At 61.3% G+C, this 22,857-nt stretch carries 11 protein-coding genes; 1 reads left to right on the forward strand and 10 read right to left on the reverse strand.

What is annotated here, in order from left to right:
* The first annotated feature begins 138 nt into the window (after positions 1–138).
* Positions 139–1,347: a right-handed parallel beta-helix repeat-containing protein gene (locus KVT38_RS08570; protein ID WP_217593283.1), complete on the forward strand. Its 1,209-nt coding sequence runs from the start codon at positions 139–141 to the stop codon at positions 1,345–1,347.
* Positions 1,348–1,395: 48 nt separating this feature from the next.
* Here KVT38_RS08570 and KVT38_RS08575 read toward each other — a convergent pair whose 3' ends face one another.
* The 10 genes from KVT38_RS08575 to KVT38_RS08620 all read right to left on the reverse strand — a co-directional run bounded on the left by KVT38_RS08575 (position 1,396) and on the right by KVT38_RS08620 (position 22,835).
* Positions 1,396–3,138, reverse strand: a complete 1,743-nt coding sequence (locus KVT38_RS08575) for a type 2 periplasmic-binding domain-containing protein (protein WP_217593284.1) — start codon at positions 3,136–3,138, stop codon at positions 1,396–1,398.
* Between the two features lie 88 nt (positions 3,139–3,226).
* Positions 3,227–4,108, reverse strand: coding sequence for a carbohydrate ABC transporter permease (locus KVT38_RS08580; RefSeq protein WP_217593285.1), 882 nt, complete (start codon positions 4,106–4,108; stop codon positions 3,227–3,229).
* An 18-nt stretch (positions 4,109–4,126) separates the two neighbouring features.
* A complete protein-coding gene (locus KVT38_RS08585; RefSeq protein ID WP_217593286.1) occupies positions 4,127–5,101 on the reverse strand; it encodes an ABC transporter permease in 975 nt (324 codons plus the stop codon).
* Between the two features lie 176 nt (positions 5,102–5,277).
* Entirely contained in the window at positions 5,278–7,083 is a 1,806-nt protein-coding gene (locus KVT38_RS08590; RefSeq protein ID WP_217593287.1) for a cache domain-containing sensor histidine kinase, read from the reverse strand.
* Positions 7,076–8,704: a response regulator gene (locus tag KVT38_RS08595; RefSeq protein WP_217593288.1), complete on the reverse strand. Its 1,629-nt coding sequence runs from the start codon at positions 8,702–8,704 to the stop codon at positions 7,076–7,078. Before KVT38_RS08595 ends, KVT38_RS08590 begins: the two co-directional genes overlap by 8 nt.
* A 312-nt stretch (positions 8,705–9,016) precedes the next feature.
* Positions 9,017–9,502, reverse strand: coding sequence for a hypothetical protein (locus tag KVT38_RS08600; protein ID WP_217593289.1), 486 nt, complete (start codon positions 9,500–9,502; stop codon positions 9,017–9,019).
* Positions 9,503–9,517: 15 nt separating this feature from the next.
* The gene (locus KVT38_RS08605; RefSeq protein ID WP_217593290.1) at positions 9,518–11,302 is read right to left on the reverse strand and encodes a glycoside hydrolase domain-containing protein; all 1,785 of its coding nucleotides are present in this window, start codon (positions 11,300–11,302) and stop codon (positions 9,518–9,520) included.
* Positions 11,299–13,860, reverse strand: coding sequence for a beta-mannosidase (locus tag KVT38_RS08610; protein WP_217593291.1), 2,562 nt, complete (start codon positions 13,858–13,860; stop codon positions 11,299–11,301). Before KVT38_RS08610 ends, KVT38_RS08605 begins: the two co-directional genes overlap by 4 nt.
* Positions 13,861–14,088: 228 nt before the next feature.
* On the reverse strand, positions 14,089–21,711 hold the full coding sequence (locus KVT38_RS08615) for a fibronectin type III domain-containing protein (protein WP_217593292.1): 7,623 nt from the start codon (positions 21,709–21,711) through the stop codon (positions 14,089–14,091).
* A gap of 326 nt (positions 21,712–22,037) precedes the next feature.
* The gene (locus tag KVT38_RS08620) at positions 22,038–22,835 is read right to left on the reverse strand and encodes a M55 family metallopeptidase (protein WP_217593293.1); all 798 of its coding nucleotides are present in this window, start codon (positions 22,833–22,835) and stop codon (positions 22,038–22,040) included.
* Between the last annotated feature and the right edge of the window lie 22 nt (positions 22,836–22,857).

A 22,857-nucleotide genomic window follows, 5' to 3' on the forward strand; every position in this document is an offset into this window, starting at 1 on the left:
GCCGTCCGACCATCCGTCTGCACCCCGGAGTGATTAAGATCCACCCAGTAAAAAACGCGAACGCCTCATCGCCGCGCCGCCGCGCCTGGGGTAGACTGGACTGGATCATGGGGATCCCCTACAAGGAGCTGTGGAGAGATGGAAAAAATCGTCTTCGAGGTCGAACCCTCGCCCGCGTCCGGAGCCGGCGGCACGACCAGAGCCATTCAATCGGCAATCGATTATGCGGCGAATCTGGGGGGCGGTACGATCAAGCTCGGAGAAGGCGTCTACGCGCTGGACGGCTCGCTGCATCTGCGATCCGGCGTGCGGCTCGAGGGCATTCCCGGCCGAACGGTTCTGCAGCAAGGCGAGGAGCGGCTGTCCGCGCTCGCGTCCGACGCCGACCTGCACGAACGCCAAGTCTCGGTGGAGCATCCTGGCCTCTTCGCGGTCGGACAGACCGTAACGATCCGCAAAGCCGCGTCCAGCATGGGCTTCGGGGACACGGTCGCCGTTGTCGTCGGCAAAGAAGGTCAAGTCTTGCACCTCGATCGCGAGCTGTACGCGACCGTGCTGCTCGACCAGGGCGGCATCGTGACGACGCAGGCGCCGGTCGTCGCCGCCTACGACTGCGAGGGGATCGAGCTGTACGGCCTGACCGTCCGGGGCAACGAAAACAACGTCACGCTGGCCGAAGGTTGCCGCAGCGCGGGCATCTACCTGTACGGAGTCGCCGGCGCGCGAATCGAGCGCTGCGCGGTGCGCGCGTACAAGGGCGACGGCATCAGCTATCAGCACTGCTCGCACATCGTCGTCGAGGATTGCGATTCCGTCGGCAACGGCGGCAAAGGCATCCATCCCGGCAGCGGCACGTCCCGTACCCGAATCGTGAACAGCCGCTTCAACGACAATGCCATGGACGGAATCTTCCTCTGCTGGCGCGTGCAGGACAGCGCGGTGGAAGGCTGCACGGCCGTCGGCAACGGGATGAACGGCTTGTCCATCGGCCACAAGGACATCCGTAACGTGATCCGGTTCAACCGCCTGTCGGACAACCGGTATTATGGGATTTTCTTCCGCAACGAAAAAGAACCGATGTCGCCGAGCTATAACCGGGTCGAAGGAAACACGCTGGAGGACAACGGCTCGGACGATATGGGCTACGTCGGCATCCGCATACGGGGGTACACGCACGACGTCGAGCTCGTATCGAATCGGATCTCCTTTTCCAAAGCGCCTCCCGAGCGAACGATCGGTATCTGCCTGGAGCCGCATACGTCGGGGATCACCCTCGGGGACAACAAGTTCGCGGGCTGCGCGCTCCGGACGCACGATCACTGGCTGCCCGACGGCCGGCATGAATAAAAAAGAAAGGCCGCTCCGGCGCTGCCGGAACGGCTTTTTTTAGCGAGGTTATTGTCCGACCGACTTTAGGTATTCCTGGTAGATGGCCGTCACTTCCTGGTTCTGCTTGTCGAGCCCCTTGCCCTTGAGCGTTTTCTCAAGACCCTGCCAGATGCCGTCCAGCTTGGATTCGTCCTTCTCGAGGATGAACTTCGGCAGCGTCTTGCCCCACTCCGCGATCGCTTCCGTGTTGAAATCTTTGATATCGTCCGTCCACTTGGCGACCGAGCCGGCGAACTGGTAGTCTTTCTCCTCGCCCTTCACCAGCAGATCCGCGGACGTCTTGGCCCCGTATTTGCCAAGCGTCTCGATCGCGACGGCATTCATGTTTTTGGAGATCCAGCTCTCCGAGAAACTGTACATCGCGAAGTCTCCGTCGGACAGCGTGAAGCCCGATGCATAGTTGGTGGACAGCGGACGGGCGTAGCCCATTCCGAGATCTTCCCAGAACGTATTCGGCCTGTTCTTGTACTCGTTGATCAGCCAATCCGTTACCGTACGCTTGCCGTTTTCGACCGTGTAGTATTTGCCTTCGATGCCCCAGCCGACGAGGATTTGATTTTCCAGCTTGAACATGTCGTCGTAGAACTGGATGATGCGCTCCGGATTTTTGGCGTTCTTGGTGATCGACAGCCACATGTCGCCGCCGCGGCTCGCATAGGTGGACGGCTTGACGATGAGCTTGGTCTTGCCTGGCTCGACGATGTCGAAGTTGATAAAAGTCCGATCCGCCATGTTGTTCTGCTCGAGGCTGCCGTTGCAGTTGCCGCCGCCTCCGAAAATGACGAGGACGCGTCCCTGGCTGCACTTGGTCGTGAACTGCTCCTGCGTCTGAATAAGCGATTCGGGGTCGAACAGGCCTTCCTTGTTGATCTGATTCAGGAATTTGAAGAAGTCCGTGTAGCCCGGCTCGAAAAAGCGCAGTCTGGCGTTTTTCTGATCGTCGACGAAATACTGGGCCGTCGTCGGCAAGCCGGCATAGGAACGGGCCGCCGTATCGAAAACATTGTACAGCTGGTTGGCCGCGCCGTAGTTGGAGAAGCCGATCGTCTTGCCGCCGCCGATCTCGGGATACTTCTTCATGTAGTCGACGGTAATCTTCTTGACGTCGTCGAGCGTTTTGATCTCCGGATAGCCGGCTTCCTTCAGCACCGCGGATTGAATGGCGATCCAGCCCGCTTGGCTCAGATTATCGACCTTCTGGGTAGGCGGCTGCAGCAAGCCGTATACTTTGCCGTCCGGCTGCTCAAGGAAAGACAGATCGTTATTGTACGCCTTCATGATGTTCGGCGCATGCTCCTTGATCAAGTCCGTCAGATCGAGTACGGCCTTCGCGCCGATGTACGACTGCAGCGTATTGTCATGGATGTTAATGACCTCCGGATAATCGCCGGCGGCAAGCCAGACGTTCATCTTCTCGCGGAAGTCTCCCGTGATGACGTCCCACTTGATCGTGACGCCGGTGCGCTTGGTAATCTCTTGCGCGACTTCATTGTTCCAGTTGATGTTCGGGTTGTCCGTGTTCATCGTGAAGGTGAACGGCTCGCGGGCCGCCTCGCCTCCTGACGCAGACGGGGACGGAGACGCGGACGCCGATGCGCTCGGCGCCGCCGACTGGCTGGGCGAAGCTTCCTGCGAAGCCCCGTTATTGCCGTTGCCGTTGCCGTTGCCGTTGCCATTCGAGCAAGCCGTCGCGAGAATACCGAACATTAGCAGTACGGACACCAAACCGTGCTTCTTCCATTTCCACATACGCTGGCGACCTCCCATTTCGTATCGTGCTATTTATTTCAGGCGCCCGCCGACTTACGAGCCGGCACAAGCGGCGGCCGCCGTGAAATCAATCCTTCATGGAACCCAGTGTCAGGCCTTTGACGAAATACTTTTGCAGAAACGGATAGACGAGCAGGATCGGGACAGTGACGAGGATAGTGAGCGTGGACTTGATGGTGAGCGGCGAGATGATGCGGGCGTTGCCTTCCTCCCCGCCTTCCGCGGCGGTGTTCTCTACGACCTGAATCATCTTCTGAAGCTCGTATTGGAGGACGGCCAGTTTCTCGTTGCGGCTGTTGTACAAGTAGTTGTCGAACCACGAATTCCATTCCCCTACCGCGACGTACAGCGCGATCGTGGCGAGGACGGGCAGGCTGACCGGCAAGATGATCTGCGTATAGATCCGGAAATCGTTGGCGCCGTCGATGTAAGCCGATTCGACGAGCCCTTCCGGCAGCTGCTCGAAAAAGGTTCGCATGATGAAGATGTAAAAGGCGCTGACCAGTCCCGGCACGATGTAGACCGCGAACGTGTTGAGCAGATGAAGGTTTTTGATCAGCAGGTAGGTCGGGATCAATCCCCCGCTTACGTACATCGTGACGATGAGCATAAGGATGAAGAAGCGGCGCAGCATGAAGTGTTTGCGGCTGAGGACATAAGCGAGCATGCCGCAGGCGAATACGGAAAGGACGGTCTGGATCACGGTACGGAGCACGGAGTTGACCGATGCCCGCAGGAGGGTGTCCTTCTGGAACACGTACGCGTAATTTTCCAACGTGAACTTGCGCGGCCAGAAGTAAAGTCCGCCCTTCAAAGCGTCGGCGGTCTCGTTGAGCGAGATGACCAGCAAGTAGATAAACGGGTAGACCGTGGTAAAGGCGGCCAGGGCCAGCAGCGCATACAACGCGGCGTCGAACGTTCGCTCTCCTGCACTGCGATGAAGAGGCATGGCGATTCGCTCCAATCGTTAGAAGAGGTTGGCTTGATAGCGTTTGGCAATCGCGTTGACGATAAGAACCAGGGTAATGCTGACGACCGAGTTGAAGATACCGACCGCCGTACCGAACGAGAAGTCGCCTGCGTTAAGGCCCAGTCTGAGCGCCAGGATCGAGATGACCTGGGAATAATCCGCATTGATCACGTTTCCGAGCAGGAACTGCGATTCGAATCCGCCGGTCATGAGCCCCCCGATGGACAGGATGGTGAGCAGGATGACGGTAGGCATGATGGAGGGTACGACAATGTACTTGACTCGCTGCCACCGGCTGGCGCCGTCCACCATCGCGGCATCGTACAGACTCGGATTGATGCCGGCGATCGCGGCCAGATAGATGATCGCGCCCCAGCCGAAGCCCTTCCAGGTGATGATGAGCGTATGAATGACCCAGAACCAGGTCGGCTTGCCGAAGAAGAAGATGCCTTCATCGATCCAGCCCAGCTTGATCAGCAGGTCGTTGATGAGGCCGCCGTCCGGCGAGAGGAGCATGACGAAAATGTTGGCGACGACAACCATCGAAACGAAATGGGGCAAGTAGGTCATCGTCTGGACGATGCGGACGAAATTTTTGCTCCTCAGCTCGCTCAGCACGACAGCAAGGGCGATGGAGCTTAACGTCCCCAAGATCAGCTGCATGAGGTTCATCGCGAAGTTGTTTCGAAGCGCTTGTAAAAACTCATCGTGCGTGAGCAATGTCCTGAAATGCTTGAACCCGACCCAGTCGGCTTTCCACAAGCTTTGTCCGATGTGATAGTCCTTGAACGCCATCAGCCATCCCCAGAGCGGCACGAACTGGAACAGGACCAGGTGGAGCATGATGGGGACGGACATCCACAGCAGCACCTGTTGCTTCCGGATTCTCATCCATAGCGGAGACCTTCGGACCGTAGCTGCCCGGCGCGCGCTCTGGACGGGTTCTGCGTTTGCGGCTGCGTTCGTTTCCATTCCGGTTCACCTCCGTCTTACTTGAGATTCATTATAGCTTCCGCCCATGCGCCCGTAGTATCTCTTAAAGTTGTTGTTTACTGGGAGATTTTTAAACTGTTCGAGAGGCAGGCAAAAAAATAGGCCGCCCGCCGGTTGTGTGACTTAACCGGTCGAACGGCCGTGCCGCGTCATCGTCAGATCGCCTCCCGCTGCGCCGGTTCCGCGTCCAGGATCGGATGCGAGATTTCGATGATCGTCCCGCCCTCTTCTCTGTTCGCGATCCGCAGTCCGTAGCGTTCGCCGAAATAGAGCGCCAGCCGCTCGTGGACGTTGCGGAGGCCCACCCCTTTCCGTCGATGGGGGATGTCCGTCTCGGCGGTGAGCAGCCCGGCGCGCAGCGCCTCCCGAATGCCGGGGCCGTTGTCCACGAACTCAAACTGCAGCCGGTACGGCTCGCGGGTGCCCCGGATCAGAATCTTGACGGCCTCTCCGTCTCCGGCGTGCCGGGTGCCGTGTTTGATCGCATTCTCCACGAGCGGCTGGAGCATGAGCCGCATGCATGGCAGCGGCAGGATGTCCTCGTCGATCATATAGACGACCCGGATCGACGTATCCTGGCGCGCGGATTGGATAGCGACGTACGCCTTGACGTGCTCGATCTCGCGTTCGACCGTCGTCAGCTCCCGGCCGTCGTTCAAGCTCAGCCGCAGCAAATTGCCGAGCGACCGGACCATCTCGCTGATATCGGACGCTTGCCTGCTTTCCGCCTTCCAGCGTATCGCCTCGAGCGTGTTGTACAGAAAATGAGGATTGATCTGATGCGTAAGCACCTGGAACTCCAGTTCCTTCTTGTCCTTCGCTTCTTTCTCCGCGCTTCTGACCAGCTCGTCGATTTTCCGCACCATGTTGTCGAAGCCCATATAGAGCCAGCCGATCTCGTCCGAACGCCTCAGTTGCGGCCAGCCGATGACCGTCTCCCCGCGCTCCACCTTGCGCATGGCTTTGACCAGCTTCTGAATCGGATTGGTGAAGCGGATGGTGAAAAAGGCGATCGTAAAGACGGAGATCGCGAGATAGAACAGCAAAAAGAACAGACTGATCTGTTCGATGCCCGATACCGGCCGCGTCAACACCGATACGGGAATGAGGCTGAGCACTTTCCAATCGTTATGGGTGAGCGACGCGTATGTCGCCATATATTGCACGCCTTCGATCGTGAGCCGGCTCGCCGCCTCCGTAGACTGCATGAGGAAGGCGTCCAACTCGGGAGAGTCGAATCGGGTACCGATCCGTTCCGCTTCCTGGTGGTAGACGATCGTATTGTTCTCGTTCAGCAGCACGACCTGCTGGCGATCCACCATTTTGACCGGCGCCAGGTACTCGCTCAGCGTACTCGCCTTGACGTCGGCGGCGACGAAGCCCAGCGGCTCGGATTGGTTCAGTCCGTACAATTGCTTGATTTTCGACAGAATCGGCTCCTTGTAGAGCGTCGGATTGTCCTTCGGCAGGAAAAGCTGCCAATAGGGAGACTTCATCTCCTTGGCCAGGCGGAACCAGGCCTGGCTCTCGATGTCGGCATCATCGTATATCGTGTGCGTAAAAGTCGGGTAGCGGGACGGCTCGATCGGGAAGATCCGGATCGTATACGCATGCGTGTTTCTGTTCAGCAAGCCGGTATACTGCATGAGCCTGGAAGCGATCCCGAGCTCCTCCAGCTCGTCGGTCGGCCGGATGCTGAGCAGGTCCTGCATGTCTCTGGAATACATGATCTCGTTCTGGGCGGTATCCACCAGATCCAGATAGTTGTCCAGCACCTTCGCATTCTTGTCCATCATCTCCATGGACACGATCGAGCTCACGTCTTGAATGGCCTTGATGGACTTGGAATAGGCAAAATAGCCGATGAATAAAAAGGGAAGCACGACGATCAGAAAAAACAGGAGAATCACCTGGCGGCGGATCGAGAATCTCCCAAGCTGGGCCCGGACCGGCCTACTCATGCCGGCTGCTCCCGCTGTTGCGGTACTCCTGCGGCGTGCAGCCGTACGCTCGTTTGAACAGCTTGGCGAAGTGGACGGGATCTTGATATCCGACCATGTAGCTGATCTGATACACTTTGTACCTGAGGTCGCCCAGCCGGTCCGCCGCATTTTTCAGACGCACATCTGTCAGATATTCCAGGAAGTTCATGTCGGTTTCTTTTTTGAAAAGCTTGCTGAGCCACACCGGCGTCACGTGCACGCGCTCGGCCACCATCTGCAGCGTCAGGTTCTCCTGGTAGCGCTCATGGATGATGCGCTGGGCTTCGTCCACGATCTGGCTTCGCGATCCGGACTGCGCCTTGATGCTCTCCGCTGCCTTGAGCAACTGCTCCGTCGCCTGCTGCCGGAGAGATTCCAGCGTGTCAAAGCGCTCGAGATGCTCCCAGAGCGCGATCGGATGTTTTTCCCAGGACGATTCCTTCCAGCCCGCCGTTTTTTGTGCGGTCCGAAATACGTCAAGCAGCCATTCGAACGTACGCTGCTGCAGATCCTTCGGGTGCTTGACCTCCCAGGTTTTCACCAGCTTCGAAAAGCCGGCCATCGTCTCCCGAATTTCCCTCTCGGTACCGTACTTCAGAATTTCCACGAGTTCTCTGGGGCTCGCCAGCAGGTACTCGGGCCGATCGCCGAGTTCGCCTTCCGGCGCTTCCTCCGCTCCGCTTCCCTGGAGCCTCCGGCTGACAAGCGATTCCATCGCGCTTCGGTACAGATCGGACAGCTGCTGAAGGCCGCCTCTCCCAATTGCCACGCCCAGGTTCAGCCGAATATCCAACGTTTGTCCGACCTGCTCGCGAGCCTCCTCGAGCAATTCCGCGCCCGGCTCGGTCATGTCCGCATCCGCCTGCTCGAGGATCGCGATCCAATCGTCCTGCTCGGACCTGAACAGCACGTGACGGCCGGGATGGCGAGCGGCGATCGTCTGCGAGAGGATCCTGCCAACCTCTGCGAGCAGCGCCTCCTTGTCGGTCATGGACGGCCTCGCTGTCAGCGCCTTCAAGCTGTCGATCCCAATTACGGCGAGCCCTAGCTGCGCGTCGAGCAGCCACGCGAGGTCCAGCTGCTCCAGCTTGTGCTCGGTCCGCACGGCGGGCTCCTCCCGGTACGGACGACCGAGCAGCTGTCGCAGGAGCTCCTCCCTGATCTTCGGGACGGCCGATTCGTACCCCTGCCGCATGAGTCTTCGGTTCAGCTCGCTTTCGTTTTTTTCGCGCTGGCGCTGAAGCGCCACGGTGACCGCCTTGAACAGATCGTGCTTGTCGAGCGGCTTAAGCAGGTAATCCGATACGCCGAGCTTGAACGCTTCCTTGGCATAATGGAAATCGTCGAAGCCGCTGACGACGATCGTACTGCCGTCGTACCGTTCCCGCGAGAGCGCTTCGATCAGCTTCAGGCCGGTCATGCGAGGCATGCGAATATCCGTGACGATCAGGTCCGGCCGGCGCGCAAGCGCCAGCTCAAGCGCCGTATCGCCGTCATCGGCGTCCAGCACCTCGTCGACGCCCCAATCCGACCAGGGAATTTGTTTTACAAGACCGTTGCGAATTTCCCTTTCGTCGTCGACTATCAAAATCCGGACCATCGCACCGCCTCCTCGGATTTCTACTGTAATCACGCGTGTCGTTAACGGAATGAGGCTTTGATCTCCATTTTGCGTAGTGTCTCCCCGGCGTCGCTACAGGTTAAACTAGACGAATGCAGGGCATTTTTATCCTTGTTGGGGGACCAACACGCCGATTCGCCTCTCCTGGCTCAGTACTTCTCCCCCGAGCTCTTACATCCCTTCCTGAAAAAAAGAGAAAAGCGCCGAATCCGATGAAATCCGCATGACGAAATGCGGAATCCTTCGGTATCGGCGCTTTGCGACAGCATGGCAGCTATGGCAGCATTCTCTTTAGACAAACATAGGCGGAACGTTCTCGGTCAGCTCCAGCACCCCGACGATTTCCTCGTCGGAATTGCGGACGGGATAATAGACCGTCTGTCCGGACTCCCGGTCCCGTCGCGTAGGGCGCCCGGAGAAGGCGCGTAAAATCTCCGGCCATAAAGCCATGATATGCGTGCCCTCCGACGGCAGGGCGCCGCCAGCGACCATGACCTCGCCGAGCGCCGGATTTTCCGGCCGCCGGATCCACAGCGCCGCATAGGGACGGCGGAGCGGATCGATCCGCTCCGTCAACAGAAGTACCCGCTTCAGCGCGTTGAAGTGGTCTTCCACGAAGTCGATCTCGTCGCCGAGCGCGAATTCGCTCTCCGTGCCGGCGACCTTCAGCGGATATTCCCGCCGGTCCGGCGGCATGACGTCTTCGAGGGAGTCGCCCGGAAGAAACAACGCGCCAAGTCTTGCGATTTCCATCAAGCTGTACGTTTTCGGCTTCATCGCGGCTTTCGCCTCCTATCCCAGGATCGCCCACAAGCTTCGTTTCAGGTCGTTCAGCGTTTCCGACGGCCGCCCCTCGTGCAGCGACGCTTTGGGCGCTTCGCTGAACATCGCATTCTCCCACTCGTAAGGCGGTTTGTCGAGGAAGTTCGGCTTGCCCGGCCACCAGGCTCCCGGCGCAAGGTCAAAAGCCTCGGCGATCGCCTCGCCCATCCGCTCCCTGCCGGCCTCCGGCTGCGCGCGGATCCACTGCTCCATGCAGTCCGCGACCTGCATCGTGTTGCGCAGCACTTTAAGCCGGATGGACGGGATCGGCCCTTGCAAGCCGAACAGCCGGTCCCCAGGGTAGAATACCGCGGTGCTGCCTTCCGAATCGGGCGTCTCGTGCCACTGGTCTCCCCACTTCGTGTTTTCCCAGTACACGAACCCGTCCACGCCCCGCGCCACGGCGGCCAGCGGAGAGATCGCGGTCGCGAGCAGGGGACGCGAGATCCGCTCGGCTCCGCCGTACGTCCACACCTCGCAGCCGGCGCCGCGAAGCACGCCCAGGCTCTCCGGGAACCAGGAGAACATCTGATGATTGACGACCCAGAGCTTGATGAGATCCGCATACTTTTCGAAGTGGAGCCCATAGCTCCAGCTCGCATCCGTACGGAATACAAACCGGGCGCCGTCCTCCTTTTCCAATACGTCCTTCGCCAAGTCGTAATAAATGTCGTTGACCTTCTCGTCCCAGACGAAGCGCGTCTCGTCTCCGTCATAAGGGAACAGCTTATACCGCTTCTTGTGGTTCAGAAATAGTTCGAACTTCGTCCGCAGCCAGCCGCGCTCGGTGAAGTGTCGGTGGAATTCCTCCATGATCCCGGCAAATTCCGTGCGGTAGCCCTTCGTCCCGAACTTGGCGTAGTCGGCCGGCCAATGGAAGTTGAACGGCAAATACATATACGGAATCGGAATGGCGCCGCGCTTGGTATCCGCGAAGGCCGAGCCGTCGAGATAGGGGCCGAAGTGCTCGTCGAAAACCGACCAGTCCTTGACGCGCATCTCCTTGCCCTTGCCCTCGAGCTCCGGGATAAAGGCGGCAGGAATGCGCCCCGAGTGCTCGTAAGGCAAATAATGCAGCAGGCAGCGGTGCTCGTGCGCCATTCGGAAAAAAGCCTGTTCCGTCCTGAAGTACGTGCCGTCCTCGTATCGGTCCGGATTGCTTCGCAGGCTGTCCATCCGGCGCGACAGATTGTCAGCGTAGCTGTTCAGATCGGCGACGATCAGAGATTCGTCCGGCACGGCCGTATGCAGCACGCGCAGCCGAATCTCGTGGACGTCGGTCCCGCTCCCCGTCTCCACGCGAACCGCGCCGCGGTAATCTCCCGCCCCGACGCCGGCCGGGACGAACAGGTCCACCCAGACGGCCGCATAGGCCTGGTCCTCTACTTCGTTCGCGGCCGAGATCGCGGCCAGCGTGCGAGGCCCGGCTTCTCCGCCGTCCAGCGGCACGAGAGCGTCGGGGTAGTACCTCCCTTGCACGCGATGATACCACTGCGCGTAAAAGGCGAATTCGTTCGCGCCGATCTCGTCCCACCCGCTCCGAGGCGCCTCGGCCTCGAACCGGATCGCGGACGGTCCCGCCGCACCAAGCTTCACGATCAGTTGAAAGGATACATAGGCGTTGCGCGGCGAAGCCAGCTCGGACGAACGCTCGCTCAGCTCTGCCAGCGTACCGGCACGGGCTTCCTCTTCGAGCAACTCCCCCGTCTGGGGACAGACGCGTATCATATCATGGATCAAATAGCTGCTGCTCATCGCTTCTCCTCCTGCCGCTGTGTTTTTTTGACGTTGAGCGCCGAGACGCTGATATCCGCCGCGGAGACCGGGGTTCCCTTGCGGTTTGTCGCCAGCACCGTCTTGCGTTCTCCGGGCAGCAGGTTAAAGTAGTTGTCCGAGAACATCGTGCCGTCGATCGGGCATTCCAGCTTGACGAAGCGCGCGAACGTATCCGTCTCGACAGTGACGAGAATCCCCTCCGGGCTCTCTTTATGCGAGACGGTCAGCCGGCAGGGACTGAACCGCAGATCCTTGTGCTCGGCGAAAAAGAAGTGGTTGTCGTACACGTCTTCCCGGGCGCTTCGCGCGAACATGAACCGGGAGCGCTTGTCGATGACGCCAAGACGCCATTCGATCTCGGCTGGAGCGTAATCGACAATCTTCTGGGATGCGTTCGCCGCGACGCGAATCTCGAACGACTGCTCGTAGATCGACTGGCCGAAGCAGCTGCGCACGCCGACCGTGATCGTATCGTCGTAGGCCTCGTCGCTGTCGTTGGTCATCCAGACGGAGATCCGTCCCTCGTCTTCCTTAAACGACAGCAGCAGCGGATGATAGAAGCGGCGGGCACAGTAGTAAGAAGCTTTCGGGAACAAGTAATAGTCGATCAGGCTCCAGCTGATGCCCGGCCAGCAGTCGTTGAGCTGCCAGATCAGGGAGCCGGCGTTCTCCGGCTTGCGCCTGCGGAAGTGCTCGACGCCGAACTTCAATCCCTCCGCCTGACACAGCATTGAGAAGTCGATGTACTCGTCCAGATCGCCCGGCAGCCCGGAGTAGCCCGCCATCGTGATCGTCGCCTTTTCCGGCTCGTAGTCTTTGTTGCGATAATCGACCTCGAAGCTGCCGTAGTAGAGCTCGCCTTCCGGGATGTTGCGCCGCAGCGTCTCCTTCACCGTGCTCCCGTGAATGCCGAACTCGCTGCTGAACTTGGAGGTGTCTTCGGCGAATCGCCGGTAGGAGATGCCGTACGGCGAGACGTCCATCTTGGAGGCTTCGCCGTAATGCCGCGGATAGACGTCCCCCGCCCATACGGCCCAATTGTGCGTATCGCCTTCGTCGAAGCTGTTCGGGTCGTTGCCGCCCCAAGGCGAGCTGGGCCAATACAGCCGCGTCGGATCGAGCTTCGCCAGCAGCTCGGGCATGAGCTCGTGGAAAATTTTCGCGCCGTAGAAACGGGTGTCGCTGCGGTAGTACATCTTTTCGCTGTGGATCGCCTGGCTCTCGTTGTTGCCCGCCCAGATCGCGATGCACGGATAGCTGCGCAGCGCCTTCACGTTCGCCACGATCTCCGCGCGCACGCTGGCCATGAACGCTTCGTCGTAATCGGGCACCTCGCTGCAGGAGAACATGAAGTCCTGCCACACCAGCAGGCCTTGACGGGAGCAGGCCCGGTAGAAGGCCGCCTTTTCGTAGACGCCGCCGCCCCAGACGCGCAGCATGTTCATATTCGCTTCGCGGGAAAGCGTCACGAGATCCTCGTACCGCTCGTCCGGGATCGCGCCGATGAAGTTGTGGGCGGGAATCCAGTTCGCGCCTTTGGCGTAGATAGGCCTTCCGTTCAATATGAACTGGAAGCGGGGGGCGCCGCTCTCCGAACGAAGAAGGACCTCGATCGTGCGGATGCCGACCTCCTCGGACAACGTATCGACGAGCTCGCCATCCGCCGTCAGGTTGACGGTCAACTCGTAGAGGAAGGGCTCCCCGTGATCGAACGTCCACCAGAGCGACGGCCGCTCCACCGGGAACCGGAGGCCGACCGCGCCGTCCGTCACGTCCGTCTCGTGCCGGATCTCGCCGCCGCGCCCGCGCAGGATCACCTCGGCGGTCAGCCGCGCGCCCGCGTCGCGGTGCCGGACTTCTGCCCCCACTTCGACTTCTGCGCGATCCGGACCGATCGACAGCGTCTTGAAGTCCAGGTGCGCGAGCCGCGCCGCAGGGACGACCTTCAAGCGCGCTTCCTTCCAGATGCCCGCGGTCACGATGCGGGGGCTCCAATCCCACGAAAAATTGCAAGCGCACTTGCGCAGCCAGATCCGTTCGTAATTGACTTTGGACCAGAAGCGGGAGACATCCTGCCGCGCCGCGTATTCGACGACCGGATCGAAGCGGACGACGAGCACGTTGTCCCGCGCCTTCAGCTTGCCGGCGAGCTCGGCCGCGACGGGGACGAACATGTTGTCGGATACGGCGACCGTCTCGCCGTTCAGGAATACCTCCGCCAGCGTATCGAGTCCGTCGAATTCCAGCAGCAGGCCGGCCGTATCCGCGGCGCCCGGACGGTCGAATACCGTGCGGTACACCCATGTTTTCCGCTCGATCCACAGGCAGGCCTGGTCATTGGTCGAATAGTACGGATCCTCGATTCGCCCGTGCGCCAGGAGCGTGGAATGCACGTCCCCCGGCACCGCCGCAGCCAGCCACTCCGCGTCGTCGAAGCCGGCTCGATGCACGGCATCCGGGATCGTCTCCCTGCCGTCGAAGCCTTGTATTTTCCAATTGCAATCCAGATCTACAGCGTTCGTCTTGATCGGTGTCATCGTCCATTCCTTCCCGGCCTTCGCCCTCGAACCGCCTTGTGGTTTGCAGCTATCTATCATGTTAGAGAGGACGCCATACTTTAGAAACGAGTCATTGCTGGCTTTTACTGAGGAACTTTTGTCCTCCTGCTAGAGCAGGTTTTCCGCCGCGAAAAAACCGCCGGAGCGGCCCGAAATGGGGCTGCCGCCGGCGGTCGGTCGAAAGCGAATCAAGCGGAATGCGAACGCTTAAGGCTCATACACGTTAAACTCGTAAATGCTCCACCACGGGGATGCCGCCGCCGTCAGCACGACCTTGATATACCGGGCCGTCTGCGCGGAGAAGGTGACGGTCTGCACATTGCCGATGCCCGTGCCGCTCGCGACGGCCGTGCCCCAGTTCGTGCCGTCGGCGGACACGTATACCTCGTAGGCGCGCGGATAATCGCTGCCGCCCGTAGAATCAAGCGTGATCTTGTTGAATGTCTTGGCCGCGCCCATGTTGACCTGATAGTACTGACCAACCTGCTGCGCAGCGCTCGTCGCCCAGCGGGTCGTAGCGCTGCCGTCCAGCGCGGCTGACGCAGCGCTCGCGGACGACGAAGCCGTCGCAGTCCATCCCGTACGGCTCAGTACCGCGCCGCTCGACGGCGTGGCCGACACCTGGGCGGAGTCCGCGCTCTCGCCGCCCGTACTGACGGCGCTCACGACGTAATAATACGTCGTCCCGTTCGAGACGGTCGTATCGGCATAGACGGCGCCGGTCACGCTCGTCGCGACGATGCTGAAGGGACCTCCGCTGACGGTACTGCGCTTCACGTTGTAGCCGGTCGCGCCGGAAGTAGCCGTCCATCCGACGGAGACCGTGGCGTTGCCGCCGGTCGCGGTGACGCCGGTCGGCGCCGCCAGCGGAACCGTGACGGACGCCTCGGCTGCGTTCGGTCCCGAGCCGGCCGTATTCGCGGCGGAGACGGTGTAGTAGTAGGTCGCGCCCGCGGCTGCAGCGTTGTCCGTATAAGCGTTGGTCGCGACGCCCGTGGCCAAGCTCGAATACGGACCGCCTGCGACCGTCGCGCGCTTCACCGTGTAGCCGGTCGCGCCGGACACGAGATTCCAGGTCAGCTGGACGTTGCCGCCGACCAGGCTGGCCGTGAGTCCGGTCGGCGCGGCCGGCGCCAGGCTGAGCTCGTCGGCGCCGATGTCGTAGGCCGAGCCGGACGGACGCGGCTGGCCGTCCATATCCAGCGGAACGTCGGCCTGCAGCGCGAAGCCGGTATCGATCGCCGCCGAGGCGGTGGCCGGATTCAGATGATAATCGCCGGCTGCCGCGTTGACCAGCATGCTCGCGGTGCCGTTCGTAATATTGTTGCTGCTGGTAGCCGCGCCGCCGTCGCGGAGCTTCACCGCTTTGTCCATCAGGTTGTTGCGCACGTCGCCGCTGCTTCCCGCGAACCTGGACTCCACGGCGCCTACGCCCGACGGAATGCCCAGAATCGTGTTGTTGTAAACCTTGAAGCCGGAAGCCTTGTTCATATAGACGCCCGCGTCGGCCGTGCCGTACACGACATTGTTGCGCATGATGCCGCCGCGGTGCTCAAGCGACGTATCTCCGTTTCGGAAGTACTGCGGCGCGGTACCGCCGCCGCCGAACGACATGGCGATGAAGCTGTTCTGGAACACGTTGTTCTCGACGAGCGTATCGATGGAATTGCCTTTGGCGAAGAAGGCATAGGCGACACCGCCGCCGGACATTTTCGCGTTCTGGAAGGTGTTGCCCCGGATGATCCAGCCCTTGGCCGCGATCAAGTCGACCCCTTCGACGACGCTGCGCGTACCGCCCGTGGTGTAGCCGATCAACGAATTCTCGATCGTGCCGTAGTCCGCATAAGGCAGATCCGGGGATCCGCCCGAGGTCGACTTGAAGCCGCCCTCTCCGTTGTCCCAGGTTTTCAGATGATCGGCGCGGAAGTAATCCGACCCCGAGTTCACCTGGATCGCATGGTAGTAGGAATCGCGGATTGTCATGTTCCTGAACGTGACATAGTCCGAATCGTTGACCTTGAAGTTGATGTCCATGCTCGAGGCGTTAATGCCCGGACCGGCGACGACCGTGTCGTCGTAGTTCGACGTCGCGCCTTGGATCGTAATATTGTTTTTGCCGTTAATATTGATCGTCGTCGTCTGGCTGTAGGTCCCTGCAGCAAGGGTAATGATTCTGCCCTGCGCGGGCGCCTGGTCGATCGCCTGCTGCAGCTGGGACAGCGAAGCGACCGTCACGCTGTCCGGCGTCGGCGTGACGGTCGTCGCGCTGACGGGGTTGGACAGGCCGCCGTAGTTGCCGCCGTCATCGTACGTCTTGACCGCGAAGTAATAGGTCACGCCCGTCTGGAGCTGGTTGACCTGGTATTTCATCGTCTGGCCGGGACTCTTCTGCGCCAGCTCATCCTCCGCCTGCGTCGCCGCAGACCATTGGGCCTCGGTCGTAATCGGCGAAGTCGCGTACCGAACCTCGTAGCCTTCCGCCATGCCGGCGGTGCCGTCGTTGCCCGGCGCCGTCCAGGTCAGCTGCACGCTGCGCGGGCCGGGGTTCACCGCCGCGAGATCGGCGATCGCCGCCGGCGGCGTCGGATCGTTCGCTGCCGTCGTAACCGGCACGACGTTGGACAGCGCCGATGCGTTGGAAGTCTCGTCGAACGTCCGCATCGCGAAGTACAGCGCCGTGCCCGCCGGCAGTCCGGTTACCGCCAGCGTCTGCGTCGTTCCCGCGGGCGCCGGAGCCGGCTCGTTCGTCAACTGGACGGCATCGTTCCAGCTATTCTCCGTGATGCTGGACGTATGATACCGGATGTCGTAGGCAGCCGCCGTACCGGTCGTGCCGTCATCGCCCGGCGCAGTCCATGACAGATTGGTCGACTTCCAGGTCGTACCGGACGCGGATAGATTCGCGATCGTGCCCGGCGCCGTCGTATCCCCCGTATTCGCGTACACCTCGAGCTCCACCGGGGTATTGACCAGATTCGTCTCCCCGGTCACTCTCACATGTCCGTTGGCCCAGGATCTGACGTACCTGGCATTGACGGGCGTCGTGAGCACGATGTTTTTGCCCGTGCCGTCGGTCGGCTCCTGGTATGCCGCATCGCTGCCCGCGCCGAGTCCCGCGCTGTTGTCCGTGTCGTTGTTGAACACGGTCGTGACGCCGGTTGCAAACATCGGATCGTTGGACAACTGCACGACATGATCGCGGCCCGTCCTGGCGACGCCGGAGGAACCGCCCCAGTCGTTCAGCACGTTGATCCGGCTGATCGCATAAGCCTGACCGAGATCGACCTGCACCCACTTGGGACCGTCGGCGACGCTGATCAGCGCGTACCCGCTAGAGCCCCGGGCGCCGTCCGTCACGACCGAGACAGAGCCGCCGCCGGACACCGTGCCGTTCGTGCTGACCGCCTTGCCGAGCGCGACATTGACGGTCGACTCCAGCGCGACCTGAACCACGTTGGAGAGCGCCGACTCGTTGTTCGCATCGTCCCGCGTCTTCATCGCGAAGTAATACGTGGCGCCCGGCGTCAAGCCCAGCACGGTGAACTTCTGCGCGGTGCCCGCCGCGAGAGGCGAGGGCTCCCCGATCACGGGCGTGGCGTTCGCCCAGTTCGACTCGGTGATCGGCGAAGCGGCGTACCGCACGTCGTATTCGCCGGCCGTTCTGACGTTGCCGTCGTCGCCCGGCGCCGTCCAGCCGAGTTCCACGCTGCTCAGCGTCTTCTTCCCTGCTGTGAGATCGGCGATCGCCGCCGGCGCAACATCGTCCGTTGCGCTGATGAGCAGGTACGGCCTGTTGTATGGATGCTCCGTGCTGTTCAGGTCCACTCTTGCCGCTTGAGACTGCGGATCGCTAATTTTGAAAGTGACGATTTTGTCGGTCATCTGGCTGTTAATAAACGCCGTGACGTCGAATTCGTACCAGCCCGGCTTGCTGAACTGGATCGATCCCAGCGGGACGGCGCCGGTCTCGTCGGCCAAGGTGAGCCGGGTGACCGTGCTTTCCGACCAGCTGTCGTTGATCAATCCGGTGACGGCGAGCGCATGCGGCCGGCTTGGATTGTTCGGGATGTCCGATACGTACAGCTTCAAGACCGCACGTTCGGCATGCGTCGCGGAATAACCGGTGAAGTCGGCCTTTAAATAACTCCAATACGTGCTGTTGCCGTTGTTCAGAATAATGAGCGATTGGTTCGTGCCGGATCTGTCGCCCGAGGCGGCCACATAGGCGTCGTCGGTCGGCGTGAACTCGGAACCCGACGACGCAGGCGTGTTAACCTGCACGATATTCGACAGCGGCGACACGTTGCCTTGGTCGTCCACCGTCTTTACGGCCGCATAAATGACGCTTCCTGCCGTGGGGCCCACGATCTGAACCGACTGCGAAGTCCCTGCGGCCGCAGGCAGCAGCGTCGAGTCCGCCTTCTGCGCGCTGCTCCAGTTCGTTTCCGTGATCGGGGCATTCGCATAGCGGATGTCGTACGCATACGCGGTTCCCGTGTTGCCGTCGTCGCCCGCCGCCGTCCATGTCAACCGGAACGTACGGGACGTAATGTCGCTTGCGGCCAAATTGCCGATGGCGGCCGGCGGCGTCGTCTCGCTCGGCGCGAACTCGTCGGCGCCGACGTCGTACGCGCTGCCGTACGGACGGGCTTCGCCGTACATGTCGGTCGGCACGTCGGCCAGCGTCATGCCGACGTCGCGGGCAGCCATCCCGTTGAACGGATGCAGGCGATAGTCACCGCCAGCCGGATCGACCAGCCAGCTTGCCGTCGCTCCCGTGATGTTGTTGCTAACCACGGAAGTGCCGCTGTCGCGGTTTTTGACCGTGCCGGTCATCAGGTTGTTGCGCACCTCTCCGCTCGTGCCGGCGAACCTTGGCTCGATGGCGCCGACGCCGGATCCGGTGTTCAGAATCGTGTTGTTATACACCTTGTAGCCGTTGGCCTTGTTCAGGTAGACGCCTGTATCCGTAGCGCCGAAAACGACATTGTTGCGGATGATGCCGCCGCGATGCTCGTAGGTCTGGTCCTGATTGCGGAAGAAGGTCGCCCCCGTGCCGCCGCCGCCGAACGACATGGCGACAAAGCTGCCTACGATCACATTGTTCTCGAAAATCGTGTCGATGGAATTCCCTTTAGCGAAAATGCCGTAGCCGCCGCCGTTATTCGACGTCTTGGCGTTTTCCACGCGATTGCCGCGGACAATCCAGCCCTTGGAGGCGATCAGGTCGACGCCCTCCACGACGCTGCGCATGCCGCTCGTGGTGTAGCCGATCAGCGAGTTCTCGATGATGCCGTAATCGGTATAGCCTTTGCCCCCGTTCAGATCGAAGGTCGTCTTGAAACCGCCTTCGCCGTTGTCCCAGGTCTTCAAGCCGTCGGCATGGAAGTACTTCGAGCCCTGATTGACCTGGATGGCATGATAATAGGAATCCTGAATCGTCATGTTTTTGAACGTGACATAATCGGAGTCGTTGACCTTGAAATTGATGTCGAGCGCGCTGTTGTTGATGCCGAGCCCTTTCACGACCGTCGCCGTGTAGTTGCTGCCTGCGCCCCGGATCGTAATATTGTTCTTGCCTGTAATATTGATCGGCGTCGTCTGGTTGTAGGTGCCCGCAGCCAGCGTGATGACCCGGCCGCCGGCAGGCGCGCCGTCGATCGCCGTCTGCAGGGCGGAGAGCGAGGATACCGTCACGGCATCGGCCGTCGGCGTCGCGACCGTGGCGCTCGCAGAATTTGACAGACCCGATACGTTCCCTACGGCGTCCGTCGTCCGGACCGCGAAGTAATACGTAACGCCTGCGGTCAGCTCCGTCACCTTGAATTGCATAGGCGTGCCCGCCGTCGGCTGCGGCAGTTCGCCCTCCGCCTGCGTGGCGGAGGCCCAGTTGGCCAGCGTGATCGGAGAGGTCGAATAACGGACGTCATAGCTGGCGGCTTTGCCGTTCGAGCCGTCGTCGCCCGGCGCCGTCCAGGTCAGCTTGACGGACTTGAACATCGCCTGCGTCGCCTGCAAGTTCGCGATGGCGGCCGGAGCGACCGTGTCCGCCGCCGGCGTCGTGACGGTCGCCACGTTGGAGATCGGCGACTCGTTAACGAGATCCTTGGCCTTGAGCGCGAAGTAATACGTCGTGCCCGGCGTCAGCCCGGTGACCGTGAAGGCTTCGGCCGAACCCGCCGTCTTCGGCGCGGGAACGCCGGACACGGGCGTCGCGGAGGACCAGTTGGACGCCGTGATCGCGCTCGTGGCGTAGCGGAGATCGTAGGCGACCGCCGTGCCCGTATTGCCGTCGCCGCCCGGCGCCGTCCACGCGAGATCGGCGGACTTCCAGGAGACGAAGGTGCTCGCCAGGTTCGTCACTGCGGCCGGCGGGGCGCTGTCCTGGGGATCGGCGTACACTTCGATCTCGACGGGCGTGTCGACGGTATTGACCGAGCCATTGACACGAACGTGGCCGTTCGCCCAGTAGCGAACGTACCGCGCGCCGACCGTGTCGGCCAGCAAGATGTCCTTGCCGCTGCCGTCTGCTGGCTCCATATACTCGGCGTCCGTGCCGGCGCCGAGTCCGGCGCTATTGTCGCCGTCGTTGTTGAACACCGTCACGACGCCGCTTGCGAAGCTCGCATCGTTCGACAGCTGGACCACGACGTCGCGGGCGAACCGGTAGACGTCGGCGGAGCCGCCCCAGTCGTTGCGGATGTTGATCCGGGCGATATCGTACGTCATGCCCAGATCGAGCTGCGCCCACTTCGGACCGTCGGCGACGCTATATAGCGAATAGGCGTCCCGCGTCTTCACGCCGTCGGTCAGCGCCGAGATCGGCTGCCCGCTAGGGTTGACCGTGCCGTTCGTCGTGACCGGCTTGCCGAGGGCGATATTAGCGACGGGCAGCGTCGAGACCGTGACGGCGGGCGAGAGCGCGGATACCTGACCCGAGCTGCCGACCGTCTTCATCGCGAAGTACAGCGGCGTGCCGGAGGGCAAGCCCTTCACCGTCATGCTCTGGGCGGTCGTCGCGGCGGCCGGAGCCGGTTCGCCGGTCACCCGTTTGACGACGAGGCCGTTGTCCCAATTGGCGCCCGTGATCGGGGAGGTCGAGTAGCGGATATCGTAGCCGCTGACCGCCGACGGTCCCGGGCTGGTCCAGGACAAGCTCGCGCTGTTGACCGAGGCGCTGCCCGCCGTCAGCCCGACGGAGCTCGGCAGCGACGCATTCGTCGCGGGAACGGCGGCATACACCTCCACTTCGACAGGCGTATTGACGGTCTGGATGGAATTGTTCGAGGACCGGACGTGTCCGTTCGCCCAGGAGCGGACGTAGCGCGCATTCACGGGAGCGGCGAGCGTCACGTTCTTGCCGCTGCCATCCGTCGGCTCCAGATAGGAAGCGTCGGTGCCTGCGCCCTGGCCGGCCGTGTTGTCCGTATCGTTGTTGAACACGGTCGTGACACCGCTGGCAAAGGAAGGATCGTTGGACAGCTGAACGATGATGTCTCTGCCGGTCCGGGGCTCGGAAGGATTGAAGTCGTTCAATACGTTCACGCGAGTGACGTCGAACGATTCGCCCAGATCGAGCTGAACCCACTTGGGGCCGGCGGTTGCGTCGATGAGCGCGTAACTGGATGTCTGCCGGTCGCCGTCGACGAGCCTGGCGAGCGAGACAGCGTTTCTTACGAAGCTGTTCGTCGTTACGGTCGCGTTGCCGAGCGCGACGTTCGTCTCGACGGCGTCCGCGTGCGCTTTGCGGGCGGGGGAGAAAGTAAGAGGCGAGGAGATTAATGCGGCGACTAGAATGGACAGGCCTGACTTTTTGACGATCGACAGCATACGGACACATCCTTTTCATCGAATGGTCTTGCATGAAGCGTCGAATCCGATCTCGTCATTCCCTTTCCGAACGGTTCCTCAATTCCTCCTTTCCATTGCCGTTGCGGCATTCGTTGAAGCGCCTGCGTCTCTCACATCCCGCTGAAGCGCTTCTCCTTTAAAATTGTCACATCCCCTTCTGTCGCACTACGGGCGTAAATTGTCTTATACTCGGACATTTCCATACAATTGGCTAAACGCCGGCATCTCTCAACATCCGCGCCCCAAAAGCGCCGCAACGGCAAACAAGCCCGCCTCGTCGCCGAGACAGGCCTGGCCGTTTTTGCTTATTTGAAAGTGCGGGCAAGCAGTCGCAGCAAATCGTCGTCCCGGAGCGCAAGCGCCCTGCCGCCGGCGCGGCGGACGCCGTCCGACTCGAGCTCGCGAGCGTCGGCCAGATTCGTGCTCGTATATTCGATCCGCATCTCGTACGGTCCCGGAATCGCGTAAGGCTTGCATTCGCTTCTGCGCCCGACGGCTTCCTTGACGGACTCGCCGATCTCCGCCAGTACCCGCCGGGGCGCCTTGAGCAGGCCCGAATGCCGGCCCGTTGCCTGCTTCGTCTCGTACGTGAATACCGTCCCCAACTGTCTCTGCGCCTCCGCGCAAGTCTTGTCGTCGCCAGAGACGAACAGGACCGGGACGCCGAAGCGCCCGAACAGGAGCGCGTCGATCCCGATCTCCCCGATCGGTTCGCCGTTCAGCGCCAGCTCGAGAATGTCCGCGTAGCTGAACGTGTGCTCGAGGATCGCGCCTCGGGTGCCGGCCATGGCATGATAGCCGATCAACAGCGCGCCGGCGAAGGTTTCGTCCAGACCGGCGAAGCGGTTCGCAAGCGGCAGCGCACCGGCGGCCAGCGTGGCCGCGGGATGCAGGCTGCCGTACAGCAAGTTGAAGCCCGATGCGTGGGCGTCCTTCACGACGATCTCGGTCGCGCCGGCCTGCACGAGCGCTTCGACCACGGCGTTCACTTCGTCCGTCAGCAGCCGCCGGGACTCCTCGTAGAACGTTTCGTTCCGGTAAATTTGTTCCTTGAACAAAATGCCTGCGATACCTTCCATGTCGACGCTAACGTAAAACTTCATGGTTTCGGCTCCTCCTCCTGCG

Source organism: Cohnella sp. GbtcB17, from assembly GCF_019091135.1.
Lineage (GTDB): Bacteria > Bacillota > Bacilli > Paenibacillales > Paenibacillaceae > Cohnella.